At 64.9% G+C, this 17,113-nt stretch carries 18 protein-coding genes; 14 read left to right on the plus strand and 4 right to left on the minus strand.

Annotation, left to right across the window (positions count from 1 at the left end):
• The first annotated feature begins 63 nt into the window (after positions 1 to 63).
• Positions 64 to 606: a DUF488 domain-containing protein gene (locus tag ACUJB0_RS07000; RefSeq protein ID WP_444844594.1), complete on the plus strand. Its 543-nt coding sequence runs from the start codon at positions 64 to 66 to the stop codon at positions 604 to 606.
• Positions 607 to 615: 9 nt separating this feature from the next.
• On the opposite strand, the gene ACUJB0_RS07005 is transcribed toward ACUJB0_RS07000, so the two are convergent.
• Entirely contained in the window at positions 616 to 1,062 is a 447-nt protein-coding gene (locus ACUJB0_RS07005) for a MarR family winged helix-turn-helix transcriptional regulator (protein WP_444844595.1), read from the minus strand.
• Between the two features lie 54 nt (positions 1,063 to 1,116).
• Here ACUJB0_RS07005 and ACUJB0_RS07010 point away from each other — a divergent pair, with 54 nt between their 5' ends.
• From ACUJB0_RS07010 to ACUJB0_RS07025, 4 genes are all read left to right on the plus strand, one after another.
• Positions 1,117 to 1,494, plus strand: a complete 378-nt coding sequence (locus ACUJB0_RS07010) for a VOC family protein (RefSeq protein WP_444844596.1) — start codon at positions 1,117 to 1,119, stop codon at positions 1,492 to 1,494.
• A gap of 71 nt (positions 1,495 to 1,565) precedes the next feature.
• Positions 1,566 to 2,474 (plus strand): alpha/beta fold hydrolase, encoded by a 909-nt coding sequence (locus ACUJB0_RS07015; protein WP_444844597.1) that lies wholly within the window; start codon positions 1,566 to 1,568, stop codon positions 2,472 to 2,474.
• Positions 2,471 to 2,818 carry an antibiotic biosynthesis monooxygenase family protein gene (locus ACUJB0_RS07020; protein WP_444844598.1) on the plus strand — a complete coding sequence of 116 codons (348 nt, stop codon included), beginning with the start codon at positions 2,471 to 2,473 and terminating at the stop codon, positions 2,816 to 2,818. The genes ACUJB0_RS07015 and ACUJB0_RS07020 overlap by 4 nt, the downstream gene beginning before the upstream one ends.
• Positions 2,815 to 3,513, plus strand: coding sequence for an ArsR/SmtB family transcription factor (locus tag ACUJB0_RS07025; protein ID WP_444844599.1), 699 nt, complete (start codon positions 2,815 to 2,817; stop codon positions 3,511 to 3,513). The genes ACUJB0_RS07020 and ACUJB0_RS07025 overlap by 4 nt, the downstream gene beginning before the upstream one ends.
• Here the strand turns inward: ACUJB0_RS07025 and ACUJB0_RS07030 are convergent.
• The 3 genes from ACUJB0_RS07030 to ACUJB0_RS07040 all read right to left on the minus strand — a co-directional run bounded on the left by ACUJB0_RS07030 (position 3,497) and on the right by ACUJB0_RS07040 (position 6,349).
• On the minus strand, positions 3,497 to 4,309 hold the full coding sequence (locus ACUJB0_RS07030; protein ID WP_444844600.1) for a porin family protein: 813 nt from the start codon (positions 4,307 to 4,309) through the stop codon (positions 3,497 to 3,499). The two genes, ACUJB0_RS07025 and ACUJB0_RS07030, sit on opposite strands and share 17 nt — an antisense overlap.
• A 98-nt stretch (positions 4,310 to 4,407) precedes the next feature.
• Positions 4,408 to 5,754: an MFS transporter gene (locus ACUJB0_RS07035; protein ID WP_444844601.1), complete on the minus strand. Its 1,347-nt coding sequence runs from the start codon at positions 5,752 to 5,754 to the stop codon at positions 4,408 to 4,410.
• A 109-nt stretch (positions 5,755 to 5,863) separates the two neighbouring features.
• On the minus strand, positions 5,864 to 6,349 hold the full coding sequence (locus ACUJB0_RS07040; RefSeq protein WP_161082269.1) for a putative periplasmic lipoprotein: 486 nt from the start codon (positions 6,347 to 6,349) through the stop codon (positions 5,864 to 5,866).
• 168 nt (positions 6,350 to 6,517) lie between these two features.
• Here ACUJB0_RS07040 and rpsO point away from each other — a divergent pair, with 168 nt between their 5' ends.
• The 9 genes from rpsO (at position 6,518) to ACUJB0_RS07085 (ending at position 17,016) form a co-directional block, all read left to right on the plus strand.
• Complete coding sequence (rpsO, locus tag ACUJB0_RS07045; protein WP_008450438.1) at positions 6,518 to 6,787, plus strand: 30S ribosomal protein S15; 270 nt, start codon at positions 6,518 to 6,520, stop codon at positions 6,785 to 6,787.
• 218 nt (positions 6,788 to 7,005) lie between these two features.
• The gene (gene pnp, locus ACUJB0_RS07050) at positions 7,006 to 9,129 is read left to right on the plus strand and encodes a polyribonucleotide nucleotidyltransferase (protein WP_444844602.1); all 2,124 of its coding nucleotides are present in this window, start codon (positions 7,006 to 7,008) and stop codon (positions 9,127 to 9,129) included.
• Positions 9,130 to 9,219: 90 nt separating this feature from the next.
• Entirely contained in the window at positions 9,220 to 9,651 is a 432-nt protein-coding gene (locus ACUJB0_RS07055) for a DUF29 domain-containing protein (protein WP_444844603.1), read from the plus strand.
• A gap of 69 nt (positions 9,652 to 9,720) precedes the next feature.
• Positions 9,721 to 11,301, plus strand: a complete 1,581-nt coding sequence (locus tag ACUJB0_RS07060) for an AAA family ATPase (RefSeq protein WP_444844604.1) — start codon at positions 9,721 to 9,723, stop codon at positions 11,299 to 11,301.
• Position 11,302: 1 nt separating this feature from the next.
• Positions 11,303 to 12,286: a hypothetical protein gene (locus tag ACUJB0_RS07065; RefSeq protein ID WP_444844605.1), complete on the plus strand. Its 984-nt coding sequence runs from the start codon at positions 11,303 to 11,305 to the stop codon at positions 12,284 to 12,286.
• Positions 12,283 to 14,064 (plus strand): vWA domain-containing protein, encoded by a 1,782-nt coding sequence (locus ACUJB0_RS07070; protein ID WP_444844606.1) that lies wholly within the window; start codon positions 12,283 to 12,285, stop codon positions 14,062 to 14,064. The genes ACUJB0_RS07065 and ACUJB0_RS07070 overlap by 4 nt, the downstream gene beginning before the upstream one ends.
• The gene (locus tag ACUJB0_RS07075) at positions 14,061 to 14,648 is read left to right on the plus strand and encodes a hypothetical protein (RefSeq protein ID WP_444844607.1); all 588 of its coding nucleotides are present in this window, start codon (positions 14,061 to 14,063) and stop codon (positions 14,646 to 14,648) included. The genes ACUJB0_RS07070 and ACUJB0_RS07075 overlap by 4 nt, the downstream gene beginning before the upstream one ends.
• Positions 14,633 to 16,000 (plus strand): AMP-binding protein, encoded by a 1,368-nt coding sequence (locus ACUJB0_RS07080; RefSeq protein ID WP_444844608.1) that lies wholly within the window; start codon positions 14,633 to 14,635, stop codon positions 15,998 to 16,000. Before ACUJB0_RS07075 ends, ACUJB0_RS07080 begins: the two co-directional genes overlap by 16 nt.
• Positions 15,997 to 17,016 carry an AAA family ATPase gene (locus ACUJB0_RS07085; RefSeq protein WP_444844609.1) on the plus strand — a complete coding sequence of 340 codons (1,020 nt, stop codon included), beginning with the start codon at positions 15,997 to 15,999 and terminating at the stop codon, positions 17,014 to 17,016. The genes ACUJB0_RS07080 and ACUJB0_RS07085 overlap by 4 nt, the downstream gene beginning before the upstream one ends.
• Positions 17,017 to 17,113 lie beyond the last annotated feature (97 nt).

Consider the following 17,113-nt stretch of genomic DNA (forward strand, 5'->3'; position numbering starts at 1 on the left):
CCGGTGCGCCATGCGCTGCGCGTCCGTGGCAGAATGGCCGCACAGTGATCGTGAAAGACGCGCATGCCACCGGAACTCGTCTGCACCATCGGCCATTCGAACCGGTCGATCGAGGACTTCATCGACCTGCTGCGGCAGAACGGTATCGGCTGCGTGCTCGATATCCGGACGGTGCCGAAATCGCGCCACAACCCGCAATTCGGCCAGGACCAGCTGGCGGGCTCGCTGGACGAGGTTGGCATCGAATACCGCTACCTGCCGGGCCTGGGCGGCCTGCGCCGCCCGCTTAAAGATTCCCCCAACAGTGGTTGGCGCAACCTGTCGTTTCGCGGGTACGCCGACTACATGCAGACCGATGAGTTTGCGGACAATGTCGATGCGGTCGTTGAGCTGGGCCGCAACAAGGCCTGCGCGCTGATGTGCGCGGAAGCCGTGCCCTGGCGCTGCCACCGCTCGCTGGTGGCCGACGCCTTGCTGGTGCGTGGCGTTCGTGTCGACGAGATCATCGACGCTCGCCAGCGGCGCCCCCACAAGCTGACGCCCTTTGCCTGCGTCGACGGATTGCGCATCACCTATCCACCGGAGCAGGGGCAGTCGCCGCAGTGATCGGTACGATTAATCGTCCAGAGCGGCGGCGCAACGCTTGAGCAAGTCGCAGAGCTGCCGCGCCTCGTCGGCTGACAGCCTGGATAGCATCTGCCGCTCCACCGCGTCGGCGGCTTTCGCGCCGTCGGCCACGGCCCTCTGGCCGGCCTTCGTCAGCTCGGTCATGATAACCCTGCCATGTTCCGGATGCGGATTCCGCACAATCAGCCCCCCGCGTTCGAGATTGACGAGGATCCCCTGCATGGTCTGCGGCGTCACAAAGGCCGAGCGGGCCAGGTCGGCGTTCGAGATGCGCGGATTGCCCGCGATGGCCAGCAGCACCGCATTCTGGGGCGCCGTGATGCCGAGCCGCGCGAGTTCTGCATCCAGGCGTTGCCGCAATCGATGCTGCGTGATCTTCAGGTTGTAGCCGATCCAGTCGGTTCCGTTGCGGGGCGCCGAATTCTCCGTTGACATATCAGGGGCCTTACATTAGTATCAGGGTGCTGATATTACTTGAAAGGATCCGGCATGACAACCATCACCACACCAATCGGCCCCGACTTCATCGCCTTGCAGGTGCGCGATCTCGACGCCTCCCGCAAGTTCTACCTTGAGGTCTTCGGTTTCGAAGCCTCGTCGCATTGTCCTCCCGGCGCGGTGATTTTCAAGACCGAGCCGATCCCGCTGGCGCTGCGGGTGCCTCTGCATGCGCTACCCGAAGCGGGGCCGCTCGGCGTGGGGATGGCGCTCTGGATCGCGTGCGCCGACGCTGATGCGCTGCACGACCTCATTGTCCAGCGGGGCGGCACGATACTCAGCCCGCTTGCGGACGGTCCCTTCGGCCGCTTCTTCGCCGCCGCCGATCCCGATGGCTATGCGATCACCTTCCATACGGCGCGCAGCTGACGCTTCGTTCCACACCGAAGCAAGCGCCATGTCCAGCGGCTATCTTGTCGATTCGATGACAGGAGGCTTCTATGATCAAACTGATGGAAACGCCGATGCTGGCGCTGCAGGTCCGCCGCGCCGCCGAGGATCTGGGCGACGTGATCTACGTGCATGGCTCGACGTTCGGCGCCGATCTTTCGGTGTTCTTTGCGTTCGATGGCCGCAGTTGGGCCGATGAATTGAACGCCGCCGGTTTCAATGTGTGGGGATTTGATTTTGCCGGTTACGGCGCGTCCGAACGTTATGCGCCGCACGACGGCGTTCTCGTCGGCGGCCTGAGCGACGTGCAGGCGCAGCTGCACCGCGTGGTCCGCGCCGTTCGCGAGCGCAATGGCGGCAGGCCCGTCATGCTGCTGGGGCATTCATGGGGCGGCTCGGTGGCGGCGCGTTATGCGGGCGAGCATCCGCAGGAGGTCTGTGCGTTGGCACTGTTCGCGCCTGTCGTGAGGCGCGACAGCGCCAGCACCGCCAACACATCCCAGGCGCAGGCCGCCGCCATGGGCTCGCACTATCCGCTGACAGCCTGGGCGCAGTACCGGCGCTTCGTTGAGGATGTCCCGCGCGGCCATCCGCAGGTTCTCGATGAGGCGCACTTCCAGCAATGGAGCATCGCCTTCCTGGCCACGGACGCCGAGGCCGCGACCCGTACTCCGCCTGCCGTGCTCACGCCTTCCGGGCCGCAAGCCGACGTACGCGCGCTCTGGTCCGGCCAGGCCTTGTACGATCCCGCGCGCATTCGCCTGCCCACGCTGCTGGTGCGCGGCAAATGGGACAGCGTATGTTCCGAGGCGGACGCCGTCAATCTGCTTGCCGCCCTGGGCAGCGGCATCAAGCGCTGCGAGACCTTCCCGCGCGCCACGCACCTGATGCATCTGGAGTCATCGCGCGGGCTCCTTTACAATGCCGTCAACGACTTTTTGCTCAGGAGCGCCGCATGATCGCCGTGATATTCGAAGTCATCCCCAGTACCGAAGGCCGAGCCGAATATCTCGACCGTGCGGCCCAACTGGCGCCGCTGCTGGAAAAGATGGACGGCTTCATTTCCATCGAACGTTTTCAAAGTCTGAAGTCTCCGGGCAAGCTGTTGTCGCTGTCGTTCTGGCGGGACGAGCAGGCGGTGCGCGCCTGGCGCGAGCAGGAGCAGCATCGCGAGGCGCAAAGCGCCGGCCGCGCCGGCGTGTTCGACAACTATCGCCTGCGCGTGGCTAGCGTGATCCGCGACTACGGTTTGATGGAGCGCGACGAGGCCCCGCCATTCCATCCACCGGTGGCCGCGCGATGAGCACCCCGCAACCGCGCTTCGCCCGCGTGGCCGCCGCGATCGGCGATCCGACCCGCGCGCTGATGCTGTCACGCCTGCTCGACGGCCGCTTCTACACCGCCACCGATCTGGCGCAGCATGCCGGCGTGTCCGCGCCGACCGCGTCGCAGCACCTGAAACTGCTGGTGGAGGAGCGGCTGGCAAGCGTGCGCGCGCAAGGCCGCCACCGCTACTACATGCTCGCCGACGGCAATGTCGCCCATGCGCTGGAAGCGCTGCTGCGCGTGGCCGACGGCGCGCTGCCCGAGACCACGCGTTGGCAGGCGCCGGCCATGCGCGGCCTGCGGCATGCGCGCAGCTGCTACGGCCACCTGGCCGGTGTGCTGGGCGTGGACCTGTGCCGCTGCTTTGTCGACAATGGCTGGGTGAAGCCGGGGGAGGGCGACGGCCACGAATATCCGCTCACCCCGGCCGGCGAAGCGCAGATGCGCCAGCTGGGCATTCGGTTGTCCGAGGGCGCGCCGGCGCAGCGCCAGTTGTATGGCTGCGTCGACTGGTCCGAACGCCGCGACCATTTCGCCGGGCCGCTGGCGGTCGCATTGCTCGACAATTTCATCGAACGCGGCTGGCTGCGGCGCGGCGACGATACGCGCGCGCTGGAAGTGCCGGCCAGCGGCAAGGCCGCGCTGGCCGCGTGGCTCAGAAGCGGAACTTGACGTAGGCCGCCGGACCGTTCAGGCGCACGTTCACATCGGTCGCATCGCGGTCGCGATTGAGGCTGATCTTGGTCGCGCTGTATTCGGCCACCACGCCGACGGCGGGCGTCGGATACCATTCCACGCCGATGGCGCCGCCGTAGATATGGCCTTGGATGCTGCCGCCGTTCTTCTTGATGCCATTGGCATCGACATACATGCGCACGTTCTGCGAGAACGCGTGGCGCCAGCCCAGCTCCAGCAAGGGGGCGAAGGCGCTTTCATTTTCCGAGTAGCTGGCGTTGCCGGCGATCCCGTTCAGCACGCCGCTCGCGGTGCCGTCGAGCCGCGCGCGGTAGTAGGCGGCGCCGACGCCGATGCCGAACACGTCGTTGCCGCTGCCCAGCCACCATTTGTAGGCCAGGTTGGCCAGGTCCAGCTTCAGCTTGGCGTCCAGCTTGCCGTTGCCGGTCAGCGGAATGCCGTTGCGGTTGGTGGTGCCGCTCAGGCTGGGGTTGTAGGTCTTGCTGTAGTTGTAGTAATCGAAGTCCAGGCCCTGCGTATCGCCCAGCAGCAGTTGCGCCCTCACGCGCGGCAACGTGACATGGTCGGCCTTGTAGCTGCCGCTGTCGATGTGGCCGTAGTTGGTGTCGCCTTCGAAATTGATGCGCGGATTGGCGTAGTAGGCGCCGACCGATACGCTGGCGCGGTCCAGTGCCGGGGATGGATCGGCCCAAGCAATTGCGGTGGTGGTGCTCAGGGCGAGCAGGGCGGCGGTGCAGATGGCATGGCGGGCCGGCGGCGTGCGTAAGATCATTTAAGACTCCGATCATCTGGCGATTGAATCCCGGAATCTTAGCAACCGGCCGCCGTGTTCAGCGTCGGCGCACTCCCAAGTATGCCGTGGGACTGGTCCTACTCGTCCTCTTCAATACGCGTGGCCAGCGCCGCCGCGATGAGCATGGAGACGCCGCCGAACACCAGCATCATCACGGCGCTGCCATGAAAGACATGCGTCAGCAAGTAGCCCAGGCTGACGCCGGACACCACCTGGGGAATCACGATCGACGTGTTGAACATGCCCATGTACATGCCCATTTTCTTCCCCGGAATCTTCCCGGCGAGGATGGCATACGGCATCGACAAGGTGCTGGCCCACGCCAGCCCGACGCCGGCGAACGACAGCAGCAACACCATCGGTGATGTGATGAAGTAGATCGACACGAAGCTGAGTCCGCCGACGACCAGTGCCAGCGCGTGCGCGGTCTTGCGGCTGGTGCGCGTCGCGATCAGTGGCAGCACGAAGGCGAAGGCGATCGAGGCGGCGTTGTAGACGGCGCCGCACACGCCCCACCAGTTGGCGCCTTCGTTGTACAGCGCGGAGGTGGGATCGGTGGCGTGGTAGATGTGCTGCGTCAGCGTGGCGGTGCCGTAGGTCCACATCGAGAACCAGGTGAACCACGTGAAGAACTGCACCAGCGACAACTGCACCATGATCTTCGGCATGTTGAGGTAGTCGTTGACGAAGCCGCGCAGGCCGGTCGGCGCGTGCGCCTCCGCTTCCTGTTCGGGATGGAACTGGCTCAGCTGTTCGGGCGAGTATTCGCGGGTGCGCAGCACGGTCCACAGCACGGCACCCAGGTAGATCGCACCGCCGATATAGAAGGCATAGACCACCGAGTCCGGCGTCTTGCCGGCGGCGGCGGTGTTGGCCACGCCGAACCAGTGCGTCAGCACCCAGGGCAGGGCCGAGGCGCCCACCGCGCCCACGCCGATGAAGAAGGTTTGCACCGCATATCCGGTGGTCAGCTGTTCCTTCGGCAGCAGGTCGCCGACAAACGCGCGGAACGGTTCCATCGAAATATTGATCGCGACATCGAGCACCAGCAGCATGGCGGCGGCGGTCCACAGCAGGGTGGCGTTCGGCAGGCCCAGCATCGCCAGCGTGGCGAGCACGGCGCCGAGGAAGAAGTAGGGCCGGCGACGGCCCCAGCGGCCCCAGGTGCGGTCGCTCAGGTAGCCGATGATGGGTTGCACCAGCAGGCCGGCCAGCGGCGCGGCGGTCATCAGGAAGCCGATCTTGTCGAGCTCGGCGCCCATGGTCTGGAAGATGCGGGGGACGTTGCTTTGCTGGAGGGCGAAGCCGGCCTGGATGCCGAGAAAACCAAAGCTCATGTTCCAGATGGCCCAGAACGACAGCTTCGGCTTCGGTGTGGGCGCGGTGGCGCCGCCGGTTTCGGCCAATTTCACGTTTGCATGCATGAGGATCTCCGTTTTTGTCGCCGTATTATCTACTTGAAAAAGTAGTTTGGCTACAAAATGCGGAGATCCTGCGTAAAACTGCGTAATTCCTTTGTATCTTCGCTACATTTTAGCGGCGACGCGATTCCCGTTCCGGATCCGGCCCGTTGACCATGGCCTGGACGATGCCGTTGCGGTCGAATTCCACATGCATCACGGAATCCCACACGTTCTGCTCCTTGTAGCGGTACACCCACACATCGCCGTCCACGCTGGCGTAGTGCACCTGCTGCGCCGGGCGGCCGAACGTGCTGAGCACGGTTTGCTTGCTATCCTTGCGCGGCTTGATGGTGGCGAACTTCTCGCTGCTGAGTACTTGCTCGAAGGAAATCAGCTTGCCGTCCGGGCCGATGCGGGCCATGTGGGTGTACTGGCCGAACGGGCCGCCGGCGTACTCCAGCATGATGTCCTGGCCGTTGGCATAGGTGGCGGTGGGCTGGCCCAGCTTGGCCTTGACGGCATCGACGGGCTCGCCGGCGGCCACTGGAGGGGTGTTGAGGCTGGCACAGGCGCTCAGCGCAGCTGGCAAGATTGCCAGAAATATCAGTTTTTTCATCGCAAACCCCTCTATAGGACCGGAAAGATAGAACAATTGTAGCCAACACAGGATACATGTGGAAGATTTTCCGCTATACTTCCGGGTCTGGTCTTCGGATCAGTTTTTTTTGAAGTTCACGGTGGGCAGGGTTCAGACTCCGCGCACCGCATGTTAAAGGTAAATATCATGACCGTAGAAAACATCAACAAAGCCGCCATTATCGCGGACAACGCCCGTGGTCAAAAAGACACCGGCTCCCCAGAAGTTCAAGTTGCGCTGCTGACCGCACGCATCAACGAATTGAACGGCCACTTCAAGGCACACAGCAAGGATCACCACTCGCGTCGTGGTCTGATCATGATGGTTAACCGTCGTAAGAGCCTGCTGTCCTACCTGAAGGGCAAAGATGCTACCCGTTACCGCGATCTGATCGCTAAACTGGGTCTGCGTAAGTAATTATTGCGTCATCCGGCTTAATCGAAATGCCTGCGCCAGTTTGCTGACGCGGGCATTTTGTCATTTTCGCCGCGAAAAACTTGCCAAGCAGAATAGCGTCTTGGCAGTGCGACATGGAATTCCTGGGTTTTAGCAGTTGCAGTAAAGACGGCATGCCGTCTGTGGTGAGGTGAACGACAGCCCCTGAAAATCTGTCGGCAAATAGAAAGGGATTACCCATGTTTAATAAAGTTACGAAAACCTTCCAGTACGGTCAACATACCGTGACGCTGGAAACTGGCGAGATCGCTCGCCAGGCCTCCGGCGCGGTCATGGTATCGATTGAAGATACCGTGGTGCTGGCCACTGTCGTGGCGCGCAAAGACGCCAAGCCAGGCCAGGACTTCTTCCCGTTGACCGTCGATTACGTTGAGAAAACCTATGCTGCCGGTAAGATCCCGGGCGGTTTCTTCAAGCGTGAAGGTCGTCCTTCGGAAAAAGAAACACTGACATCCCGCCTGATCGACCGTCCGATCCGTCCTCTGTTCCCAGAAGGCTATCTGAACGAAGTGCAAGTGATCATTCACGTGCTGTCGGTCAACCCGGAAATCGATCCAGACATCGCCGCCATGATCGGCGCATCGGCCGCCCTGTGCGTGTCGGGCGTACCGTTCAACGGCCCGGTCGGCGCAGCGCGCGTCGGCTACGCCAACGGCCAGTACATCCTGAACCCTACCGTTGAACAACTGAAGACCTCGCAGATGGATCTGGTGGTCGCCGGTACCGAAACCGCCGTGCTGATGGTGGAATCGGAAGCGCAGCAGCTGTCCGAAGAAGTCATGCTGGGCGCCGTGGTGTTCGGCCACACCCAGATGAAAGCAGTCATCGACGCGATCCACGAGCTGGTGCGCGACGGCGGCAAGCCGGAAGTCGAATGGGTCCCGCCTGCGAAGAACGAAGCGCTGATCGGCCGCGTGGCGCATTTCGCCGCCGGCAAGATCAACGAAGCCTACCAGACCAAGGACAAGCAAGAGCGTACCGCCAAGCTGAAGGCCGCCACCAGCGAAGTGCTGGCCGACCTGGCCGCTGAAGCCGCCGCCGCTGGCGCCGCGCCAATCGACGCAGCCGAAGTGAACAACATCCTGTTCGACATGGAAGCCAAGATCGTCCGTACCCAGATCCTGGACGGCGAGCCACGCATCGACGGCCGCGACACCCGCACCGTGCGTCCGATCTCGATCCGCACCTCGGTGCTGCCACGCACCCACGGTTCGGCGCTGTTCACCCGCGGCGAAACGCAGGCGCTGGTGGTTGCCACCCTGGGCACCGCACGCGACAGCCAGAAGATCGACGCGCTGATGGGCGAGTTCACCGACTCCTTCATGCTGCACTACAACATGCCACCGTTCGCCACCGGCGAAACCGGCCGCGTGGGCACGCCTAAGCGCCGCGAAATCGGCCACGGCCGCCTGGCCAAGCGCGCGCTGATCGCCGCGCTGCCAGCACCGGAAGAGTTCAGCTACTCCGTGCGCCTGGTGTCGGAAATCACCGAGTCGAACGGTTCGTCGTCGATGGCTTCGGTCTGCGGCGGCTGCCTGGCGCTGATGGACGCCGGCGTTCCAATGAAAGAGCACGTCGCCGGTATCGCGATGGGCCTGATCAAGGAAGGCGGCAAGTTCGCCGTGCTGTCGGACATCCTGGGCGATGAAGATCACCTGGGCGACATGGACTTCAAGGTCGCCGGTACCCGCAACGGTATCACCGCGCTGCAGATGGACATCAAGATCATGGGCATCACCAAGGAAATCATGCAAGTGGCACTGGCGCAAGCCAAGGAAGGCCGCGAGCACATCCTGGGCGAAATGCAAAAAGCCATGCCGCACGTGAAGACCGAACTGTCGGACTTCGCACCGCGCCTGATCACCATCAAGATCAATCCAGAGAAGATCCGTGACGTGATCGGCAAGGGCGGCGCAGTCATCCGTGCGCTGACCGAAGAGACCGGCACCCAGATCGACATCAGCGACGAAGGCGTGGTCACCATCGCTTCCGTCGACGCAGCCGCCGGCCAGGAAGCCAAGCGCCGCATCGAAGAGCTGACCGCATCGGTCGAAGTGGGCAAGACCTACGACGGCGTGGTGTTGAAGCTGCTGGACTTCGGCGCGATCGTTCAGGTCATGCCAGGCAAGGATGGCCTGCTGCACATCTCGCAAATCGCCAACGAGCGCGTCAACGCCGTTGCCGACTACCTGAAAGAAGGCCAGGCAGTTCGCGTCAAGGTTCTGGAAACCGACGACCGCGGCCGCCTGAAACTGTCGATGAAAGCCGCTGCTGAAGAAGCCGCTGCCGCCGCCGCACAGTAAGTCGAGCTAGTTTGAAGAAAAGCCGCCGGAGCGCCCCGGCGGCTTTTTTTTGTCCCGAACTTTTAGAGCCTGGCCCGGTCTAACCGGATCATGGGCACTTTATACGACGACGACATCATTGCCTGGTCCGAGCAACAGGCGGCCTTGCTGCGCGCCGGCCGCTGGGAATTGCTGGATCACGACAACATCGCCGGGGAGATCGAGGATGTGGGCCATCGGGAAAAGAAGGAGTTGCGCAGCCGGCTGACCGTATTGCTCGCTCATCTGTTGAAGTGGCAATTCCTGGCATCGCATCGTGGTCCAAGTTGGGTGCAGACCATGCGCACCCAGCGGGTGGCGATTGATGACGCATTGGAGGACTGTCCCAGTTTGCAAACGCTGTTGGATGATCCTCAATGGCTGGAAAAGACCTATCGCCGCGCCGTAAGGGATGCCCAAGCGCAGACCCAGCTGGATGTCTTTCCCATCGAGCTGCCGTGGCGGGTGGAACAAGTCCTGTCGTTCGATTTCTGGCCCGACTAGCCGTCCGACAACGCCGACTCGCCTCGGCTATACTCTGCGTATTGCCAATTTCCCAACTGGAAAGCGCGGATGTCCCCTTTCAATCTGTTCCAGCGCGTCTCCAAGGCGCCCACCAATCCCAAGGCCGCGCCCAAGCCGCGCCAGTTCGACGTCGCCGACCTGTACCAGGGCCCGGTCAAGCTCGGCGCTGGGGAGGATGCCCCGGCCCAGTCGCTGGACGAGAAGCTGCGGCAGGCGTATTTTTGGATCGTCAACAACGCCATCATCAGCCCGCACTACGACATCGAATACAACCACGGCCCGGCCCAGTCGTACACGGTTGGCGACAGTAAACGCACGCTGAGCCTGCCCTCGGCGCAGAGCTACTCCAGCTTCGTGCTGCTGCCGCTGCTGACCTTTGCCACGCGCCGCAAATGCCTGTTCGTCGGCGGCCCCGGACGCGGCAAGACCGCCAGCGCCATCCTGATGGGCGTGCTGTCCGGCGCCACCGTCAAGGAGGTCAAGCGCGGCATGCAGCACGGCCATCCGCAGATGACCATCGCCGACCTGCTTGGCAATCCGCTGCCGGCCGACCTGGTCAACGCGCAGAGCATGGACGACATCCGCATCGCCTGGCGTTCGTGGCTGGGCATGCGGGTCAAGATCATCGACGAATACAACCGCATCCCCACTCGCACCCAGAGCGCGCTGTTGACGCTGATGGGCGACAACTACGCCGAAGTGCTTAACCACGTCTACGAATGCCCCGAGTCCGCCTGGTACCTGACCGCCAACGACGACCAGGGCGGCGGCACCTACGAGGTGATCGAGGCGCTGCGCGACCGTATCGACGTGATCGTGCAGGCGCTGTCGTTCAACCCGCGCTTCCTCGGCGACCTGCTGGTGCGCATCGAGGAAAACCTCAAGCCCGAGGAGCTGGTGCCGCCGGAGATCATCTTCACGCCGGAGCAGGTCGACCGCATCGGCGTCGAGGTGCGCGAGATCCTGGTGCCGGAACCGGTGCGGCGCCGGCTGGAGTTTTTCACCAGCCAGTTCGAGCTGCTGGAGACGGCCGGCGGCCAGTTCGAATACATGACCAAGGACACCGCGCGCCTGTCCGGCTTCGACTGGAGCCAGGTGGTGGCCGCCGATAGCGGACGCGACCGCCTGAAGGACCTGGGCTGCCAGACCCTCAACGGCATCTCGGTGCGCAACCTGATGACGCTGCTGATCTACGCCAAGGCGTTGGCCTACTTCCGCGGCAACGTGGAAGTCGAGCTGGACGACGTGCGCCAGGTGCTGCCCTTCGTGCTGCACGACAAACTGCAGCCGGACCTGGACGCGCCGTTCTTCGGCCTGCCGGAAAACGCCGCCTACCGCACCGACCGCCTGAGCTGGCTGCGCCGGCTGTTCGACCTCTCCAACGCCGACTACGACCGGCTGGATTTGGACCGCAGCGATCCGGTGGGCGACTTCGCCGCCGAATTCGCCAAGGGCCTGGACGGCCTGACCGAGCGCGAAGCGCTGGCGCGCCTGACCAAGATCGAACGGCTGGTGGCCGAGCAGCTCAAGGGCCGCAAGCTGTACGGCCATCTGTACGACGACCTGCTCAAGCTCAAGTATCTGCATCAGCGCTACACCAACTACCTGAGCTGGGTGCGTTCGCAATAACATGATTTCATCCGCCTTTGCCCAAGTGCTGGCCTCGGGCCGCCCTGAGTTCAACCGGCGCGCGGCCGAGGCGCGCCGCCGCTATCCCAACTTCGACGCGGCCGCCTTCACCGGACTGCTGGAAAACTGCGTCGACGGCCTGGTCCAGCTGGCGCTTGAACGCGCGCCCGACCGCGCCGGCGGCGTGACCATGGCGATTTACGATGTCGCATTGGAGCTGGTCGGACAAGGGCAGGGCGGTCCGCTGGCGGTGCGGGTCTGGCGCGAGCTGGCGCCCTGTTATCCGGCACTGCTGCTGGCGCAGCCGGCGCGGCTGCTCGGCATGCTGACCAACGCCGCGCTGCACCTGGAGCGCAGCGGCGCCGCGCGGCCCGCACAATGGCTGGCATTGATGGCTGCGCTGGCCCCGCAGGTCGGCGACTGGCAGCAACTGGCCGTGGTCGGACAGATCTGCGCGTGGCGGGCCGGCATGGCGCACTTCCGCGCCGGCGCGATCGAGGCCGCCGATGCCTTGCCGGAAGCGCTGGCGCTGGCCGCTTTCGGCGTCGGCCAGGGCAGCTGGAATGCGTTGCGCACCGTGCTGCTGGCCGATCCCTGGTGGACGGCGGATGAAGCCGAACGGCAGCGCGCGCAGCAAGGGCGGGAGTTCGGCAGCTTCAGTGGTTTCGGCGGCGCCTTCGCGATGCCGCCGCAAGTGCGTCCGGCCGCAGATGGCTTCTGGGTGCGCAGCGGCGATCGCTACAACCTGCTGGTGGCCGATGCCTGCGGCGCCGTGCTCCACGGCTCCACCCCCGACGAGTACGAGCAGCTGCAGGTGCCCGCCGCGCGCGGCGCATGCGGCTTGTCCGGCCAGCGGCTGACGATAGGCCAGCGCCAGATCGAACTGACCTTGCCGGCGCAAGGCCTCGCGGTAACGGCCAACCAGCACACGGCCGCCGTCACGTCGGCGTACAGTCACGCGATCCTGCTGGTGCCGCTGCGATGACGGCCGCACTCATCGAGCGATGGCAAGCTGCCTGGCCGCAGGCGCTGGAAGCGTGGAGCCGCTTCACGCGCCTGCGCGACGCCCGGCTGTGCGCTAGCACCGTGGAAGCGGCGAGGGAAGGCCTGAGCGGCAGCTTCGCGATGATACGGCTGATGGACCAGAGCGTGGTGGTGGACATGCAGGCCGTGCGGGAACTGGGCCTGGACGACTACGCGGTCGAGATCCTGGCGCACGAGATCGGCCATCATGTGCTGGCCCCGGCCAGCGCCACCGACCAGTTCCGGCTCCTGGCCCGCATCCGCCGCGCTTTGCCGACGCTGGAAAAGCACGCCGCCATGGTGGCCAACCTGTACACCGACCTGTATATCAACGACCGCCTGCAACGGCAGGCCGGCTTGCGCATGGCCGACATCTACCGCATCCTCGAGGCGGGCCGCCCGCCCTCCGAACCGGCATCGCGCAGCAAGGTGTGGCTGCTCTACATGCGTATCTACGAGAACCTGTGGCAGCTGAACAAGGGCGCGCTGGGCGGCGCCGGCGCCGACGAAGCGATGGACACCGACGCCTGGCTGGGCGCGCGCCTGATCCGCGTCTACGCCAAGGACTGGATGGACGGCGCGGGCAAGTTCTCCACGCTGCTGCTGCCTTACCTGGTCGACAGCCAGAAGCAGGAGGACGAATTCCGCCGCATGTTCGACACGCGCGACGCCGCCGAAGGTTGCGAGCCGTCAGGCGGCCAGCAGATCGAAGCGGGTGAAATGGAGGCGGCCGTGCATCCCGTGCATGACAGCCGCATCTCCGGCCTTGACGGCATCGTCGAACAACCGCTGGATACCGTGGCGACCAGCCCGGGCGGCCAGGCGCGCGAGCCGTACGAGTACGGCGAAATCCTCAAAGCCGCCGGCATCAAGTTGAGCGACGAGGAAATCGCGGTGCGCTACTATCGCGAGCGGGCCTTGCCGCACCTGATCTCCTTCCCGAAGACGCCGGCCCCGCAGTCCGACCAGCTGCAGCTGGAAGGGCTGGAGCCGTGGCAGATCGGCGACCCGCTCGACCAGATCGACTGGCTGCAAAGCGTGATCCAGAGCCCGCGCCCGATCCCCGGCGTCACCACCGTGCAGCGCGCCTACGGGCGCGAGGCCGCGCCGCTGCGCAAGCCCGAGCCCATCGACCTTGACCTCTACGTCGACAGCTCGGGATCCATGCCCAATCCGCGCGTGCAGACCTCCTACCTGACGCTGGCCGGCGCCATCATCGCCTTGTCCGCACTGCGCGCCGGCTCAAGCGTCCAGGTCACGCTATGGAGCGGCAAGGACGACGTGATGACCACCAAGGGCTTTGTGCGCGACGACAGCAGCGTGCTAAAGGTGCTGACAGGATTCTTCGGCGGCGCGACCTGCTTCCCGATTCCGCATTTGCGGCACACCTACGAGCGCCCGAGGCCACGCCGCACCCACATCCTGCACATCTCCGACGACGGCATCACCACCATGTTCGAGAAGGATGAGCGGGGCAACAGCGGCTGGGACGTGGCCGCGCACGCGCTGGCGGTAGGTGATGCCGGCGGCACCATGGCGCTGAACCTGCCCACCGGCTGGGAGCAGTCCGGCGACAACGACTGGCGCCGCGAAGCCTACAAAGTGCTGCGGCAGGCAAAGGAGCGCCAGCAGTGGGAGATCCACGCCATCGCGCAGTTCGAGGACTTGGTAGAATTCGCGAGGGCCTTCAGCCGCAGGCATTACGCGCCCAAGTCCCCGCAGCAGAAAAAGAAAGCATGATGGAACAACCCGGTCCCGCCCTCGAAACGCTGACGCATCGCCTGTCCGATACGCCGGCCGAATTTCTCGACGAGCCACGCATCGGCATCGCCGGCACGGTGCATGTGGCCGCGCTGGTCAACGACCTGCTGCACATGCAGGGCCGGCGCGCGCCTGCGGCCGCGCTGGAGCGCTTTGTCGGCACGGACGCGAAGCGCGACCGCAACCGGCTGGCGCTGGTGATGATCGCCGTCTGGCTGTTGGCCGACGACTGGTTCCTGTCGGCGCGTCCGGCGCAGCAGCAGGTGCTGGCGCTGCTCGACGGCGCCCTCGGCGAACTGGCGCAGGCCACGGCGGCACACCGCTTCGTCCATGATCCCGAACGGCGCGAGGAGCTGGCGCGCGTGGTCTTGGCGCGGCTGGGCTATCGGCCCGCCGGTGAAACGGAGGCGCAGGCGACGGATCGTCTGTCCGGCATCAGCGGCATGGAGCGTAAGCGCCTGCTCGAAGCGAGCCGCGCGGCCGAGCGGCGCGCCGCCGAGATCCGCGAGGCCCTGGCACGCAAGGCCGCCGAGGAGTCGGCCGACAAATGGTCGCGCGAATGAGCGAGTTGACGCCATTGCCGGAACAGGAGATTCGCTTCCCCACGTTGACGCCGGGGGGCAGGCGCATGCTCGATTTCCTGTGCGAGCATCCGGCGGCGCCGTTCTATCGCAACCAGAGCGGCAACAAGCTGCTGGCGCACGAGGTGGAGCAGGTGCGCCGGTTCGAAGCGGAGATCGCGCAGGCCACGGTCGGCTGGCCTGTGGGCGGCAAGCCCGAATGGCTGGACGGCTTTATCCGCGCCACGCTCGATACGGTGCCGTACTATCGCCAACTTGGATCGCCGCCCAGGACCTTCGAGGATCTGCCGACGCAAAGCCGCGCCGACTTCGCCGCCGACATCACGCCCTTCGTGCCGGACACCGCCGACATCGGACGCATGATCAACTTCCGCACCACCGGCACCACCGGCCATCCTTTGCTGATCGCGTCGCATCCGGTGGTAGCCGCGCGCTACCTGGCGTTTCACAAGCGTGCCTTGAAGCGGTTCGGCGTCGAGCTGCGGCACGGCAGCGGGCAGGTGGGCGTGGTGCTGCTCGGCCACCAGCAGCGCTGCTTCACCTATGTGTCGGTGACGCCGACGATGGGCGAGTCGGGACTGGCCAAGATCAATTTGTACCCGGACGAATGGCGCCATCCCGACGACCGCGCGCGCTACCTGGATGCGCTGTCGCCGGAAGTCGTCGCGGGCGATCCGATTTCGTTTGCCGCGCTGCTCGAACTGCCGGTGACGATGAAGCCGCGCGCGCTGCTGTCGGTGTCGATGCTGTTGCTGCCGGCCCTGCGCGCGCGCCTGGAGCAGCGCTTCGCCTGTCCGGTGCTGGATATCTACTCGCTCAACGAAGTCGGTCCGGTGGCGGTGTTCGACTCGCACGCGGGCGGCCACGTGCTGCTGCAGCCGCAGCTCTACGTCGAGATACTGGACCCGGAGGGCAGGCCGGTCGCACCGGGGCAACGCGGCGAGATCACGCTGACAGGCGGCTTCAATTTTTGCCTGCCGCTGGTGCGCTACCGGACCGGCGACCACGCATCGCTGTCGTTCCACGCCGATGCGCCGGTGCTGGTCGGGCTGTCCGGCCGTTCGCCGGTGCGTTATCTCGCATCCGGCAAGTGGATCAACAACATCGACGTGACGCACGCCTTGAAGCACCTGCCGATACCGCACTTCTGCGTGCACCAGCGCGCGGACGGCGTCGTGGTGCTGCGGCTGGCGCAGGCGATGAGCGCGTTGGGCACCGAAGCGCGCGCCGCGCTGGAGCTGCTGTTCGGCGCCGGCAATGTGCTGCTGGAGGTGCTGACCGCCGACGACAAAACCGTTCAATACACTTCCGCACTGGACGGCGCCAATACATGAAGCAATTCAAGACCGGCCTGGTGGTCGGCAAATTCAGCCCACTGCACCTGGGCCATGAGCTGCTGATCCGGCGCGCCATGGACGCGTGCGAGGCCACCTTCATCATCAGCTATTCGCTGCCGGAGCTGCCGGGCTGCGAGGCGCATAAACGCGAGCTGTGGCTGCGGGCGCGCTTTCCTGATGCGGTAGTGCTGGTGGTCGATGCCGGCCTGCCACACAACGACGACGATGAATTGATACACCGCCGATTCTGCGCCAACCTGTGCCTGGACAAGCTGGGGACGACGGTGGAAGCGGTCTTCACCAGCGAGGATTACGGCGACGGCTTCGCCGAGGAGCTGGGCCGCTGCTTCAGCGCGCGCACCGGACGGCGGATGACGGTGCGGCATGTGATGGTGGACCAGGCGCGGGGCATCGTGCCGGTGTCCGGCACCTTGGTGCGCAGCGATCCGCATGCGTATCGCCACTTCCTGGCCGATCCCGTGTACGCCAGCTTCGTCGAGAAAGTGTGCCTGCTCGGTGGTGAATCCAGCGGCAAGACCACTCTGGCCGCCGCGCTGGCCGAACGGCTCGATACGGCCTGGGTGCCCGAATACGGCCGCGAACTGTGGGAAGCCCGGGACGGCGTGCTTCGCTACGAGGACATGGCTCGTATAGGCGGCGTTCAACTGCAACGCGAAGCGGAAGCGCGTCCGCGGGCCCGGCGCTTCCTGGTTTGCGATACCTCGCCACTCACCACGCTATTCTATTCACGCGAAATGTTCAGCCGCGCCGATCCCGCGCTGGAGGAGATGGCTGAAGCGCGGTACGACCACATCTTCCTGTGCGCGCCGGACTTCGACTTCATCCAGGACGGCACCCGCCGCGACGCGGACTTCCGCCAGCAGCAGCACCGCTGGTATCAGGACGAACTGTCCCGCCGCAATCTCTCCTGCCATTTGCTGAGCGGCCCGCTGGAGCGGCGCGTGGCCGATGCCATCGCCCATCTGTCATCGGCCGATCATTTCCCGCACTGAGCGACACGCCACACCCTGTTGAAGGCATGGTGCAGGCCGGGGGCTTGTTTTTTTATTATCCGGGTACATGTAGGAGTCCTTCCCATCATCCCAAGGA

It is taken from the genome of Duganella caerulea (assembly GCF_040362985.1).
GTDB classification, from domain to species: Bacteria; Pseudomonadota; Gammaproteobacteria; order Burkholderiales; family Burkholderiaceae_D; genus Rugamonas; species Rugamonas vulcania.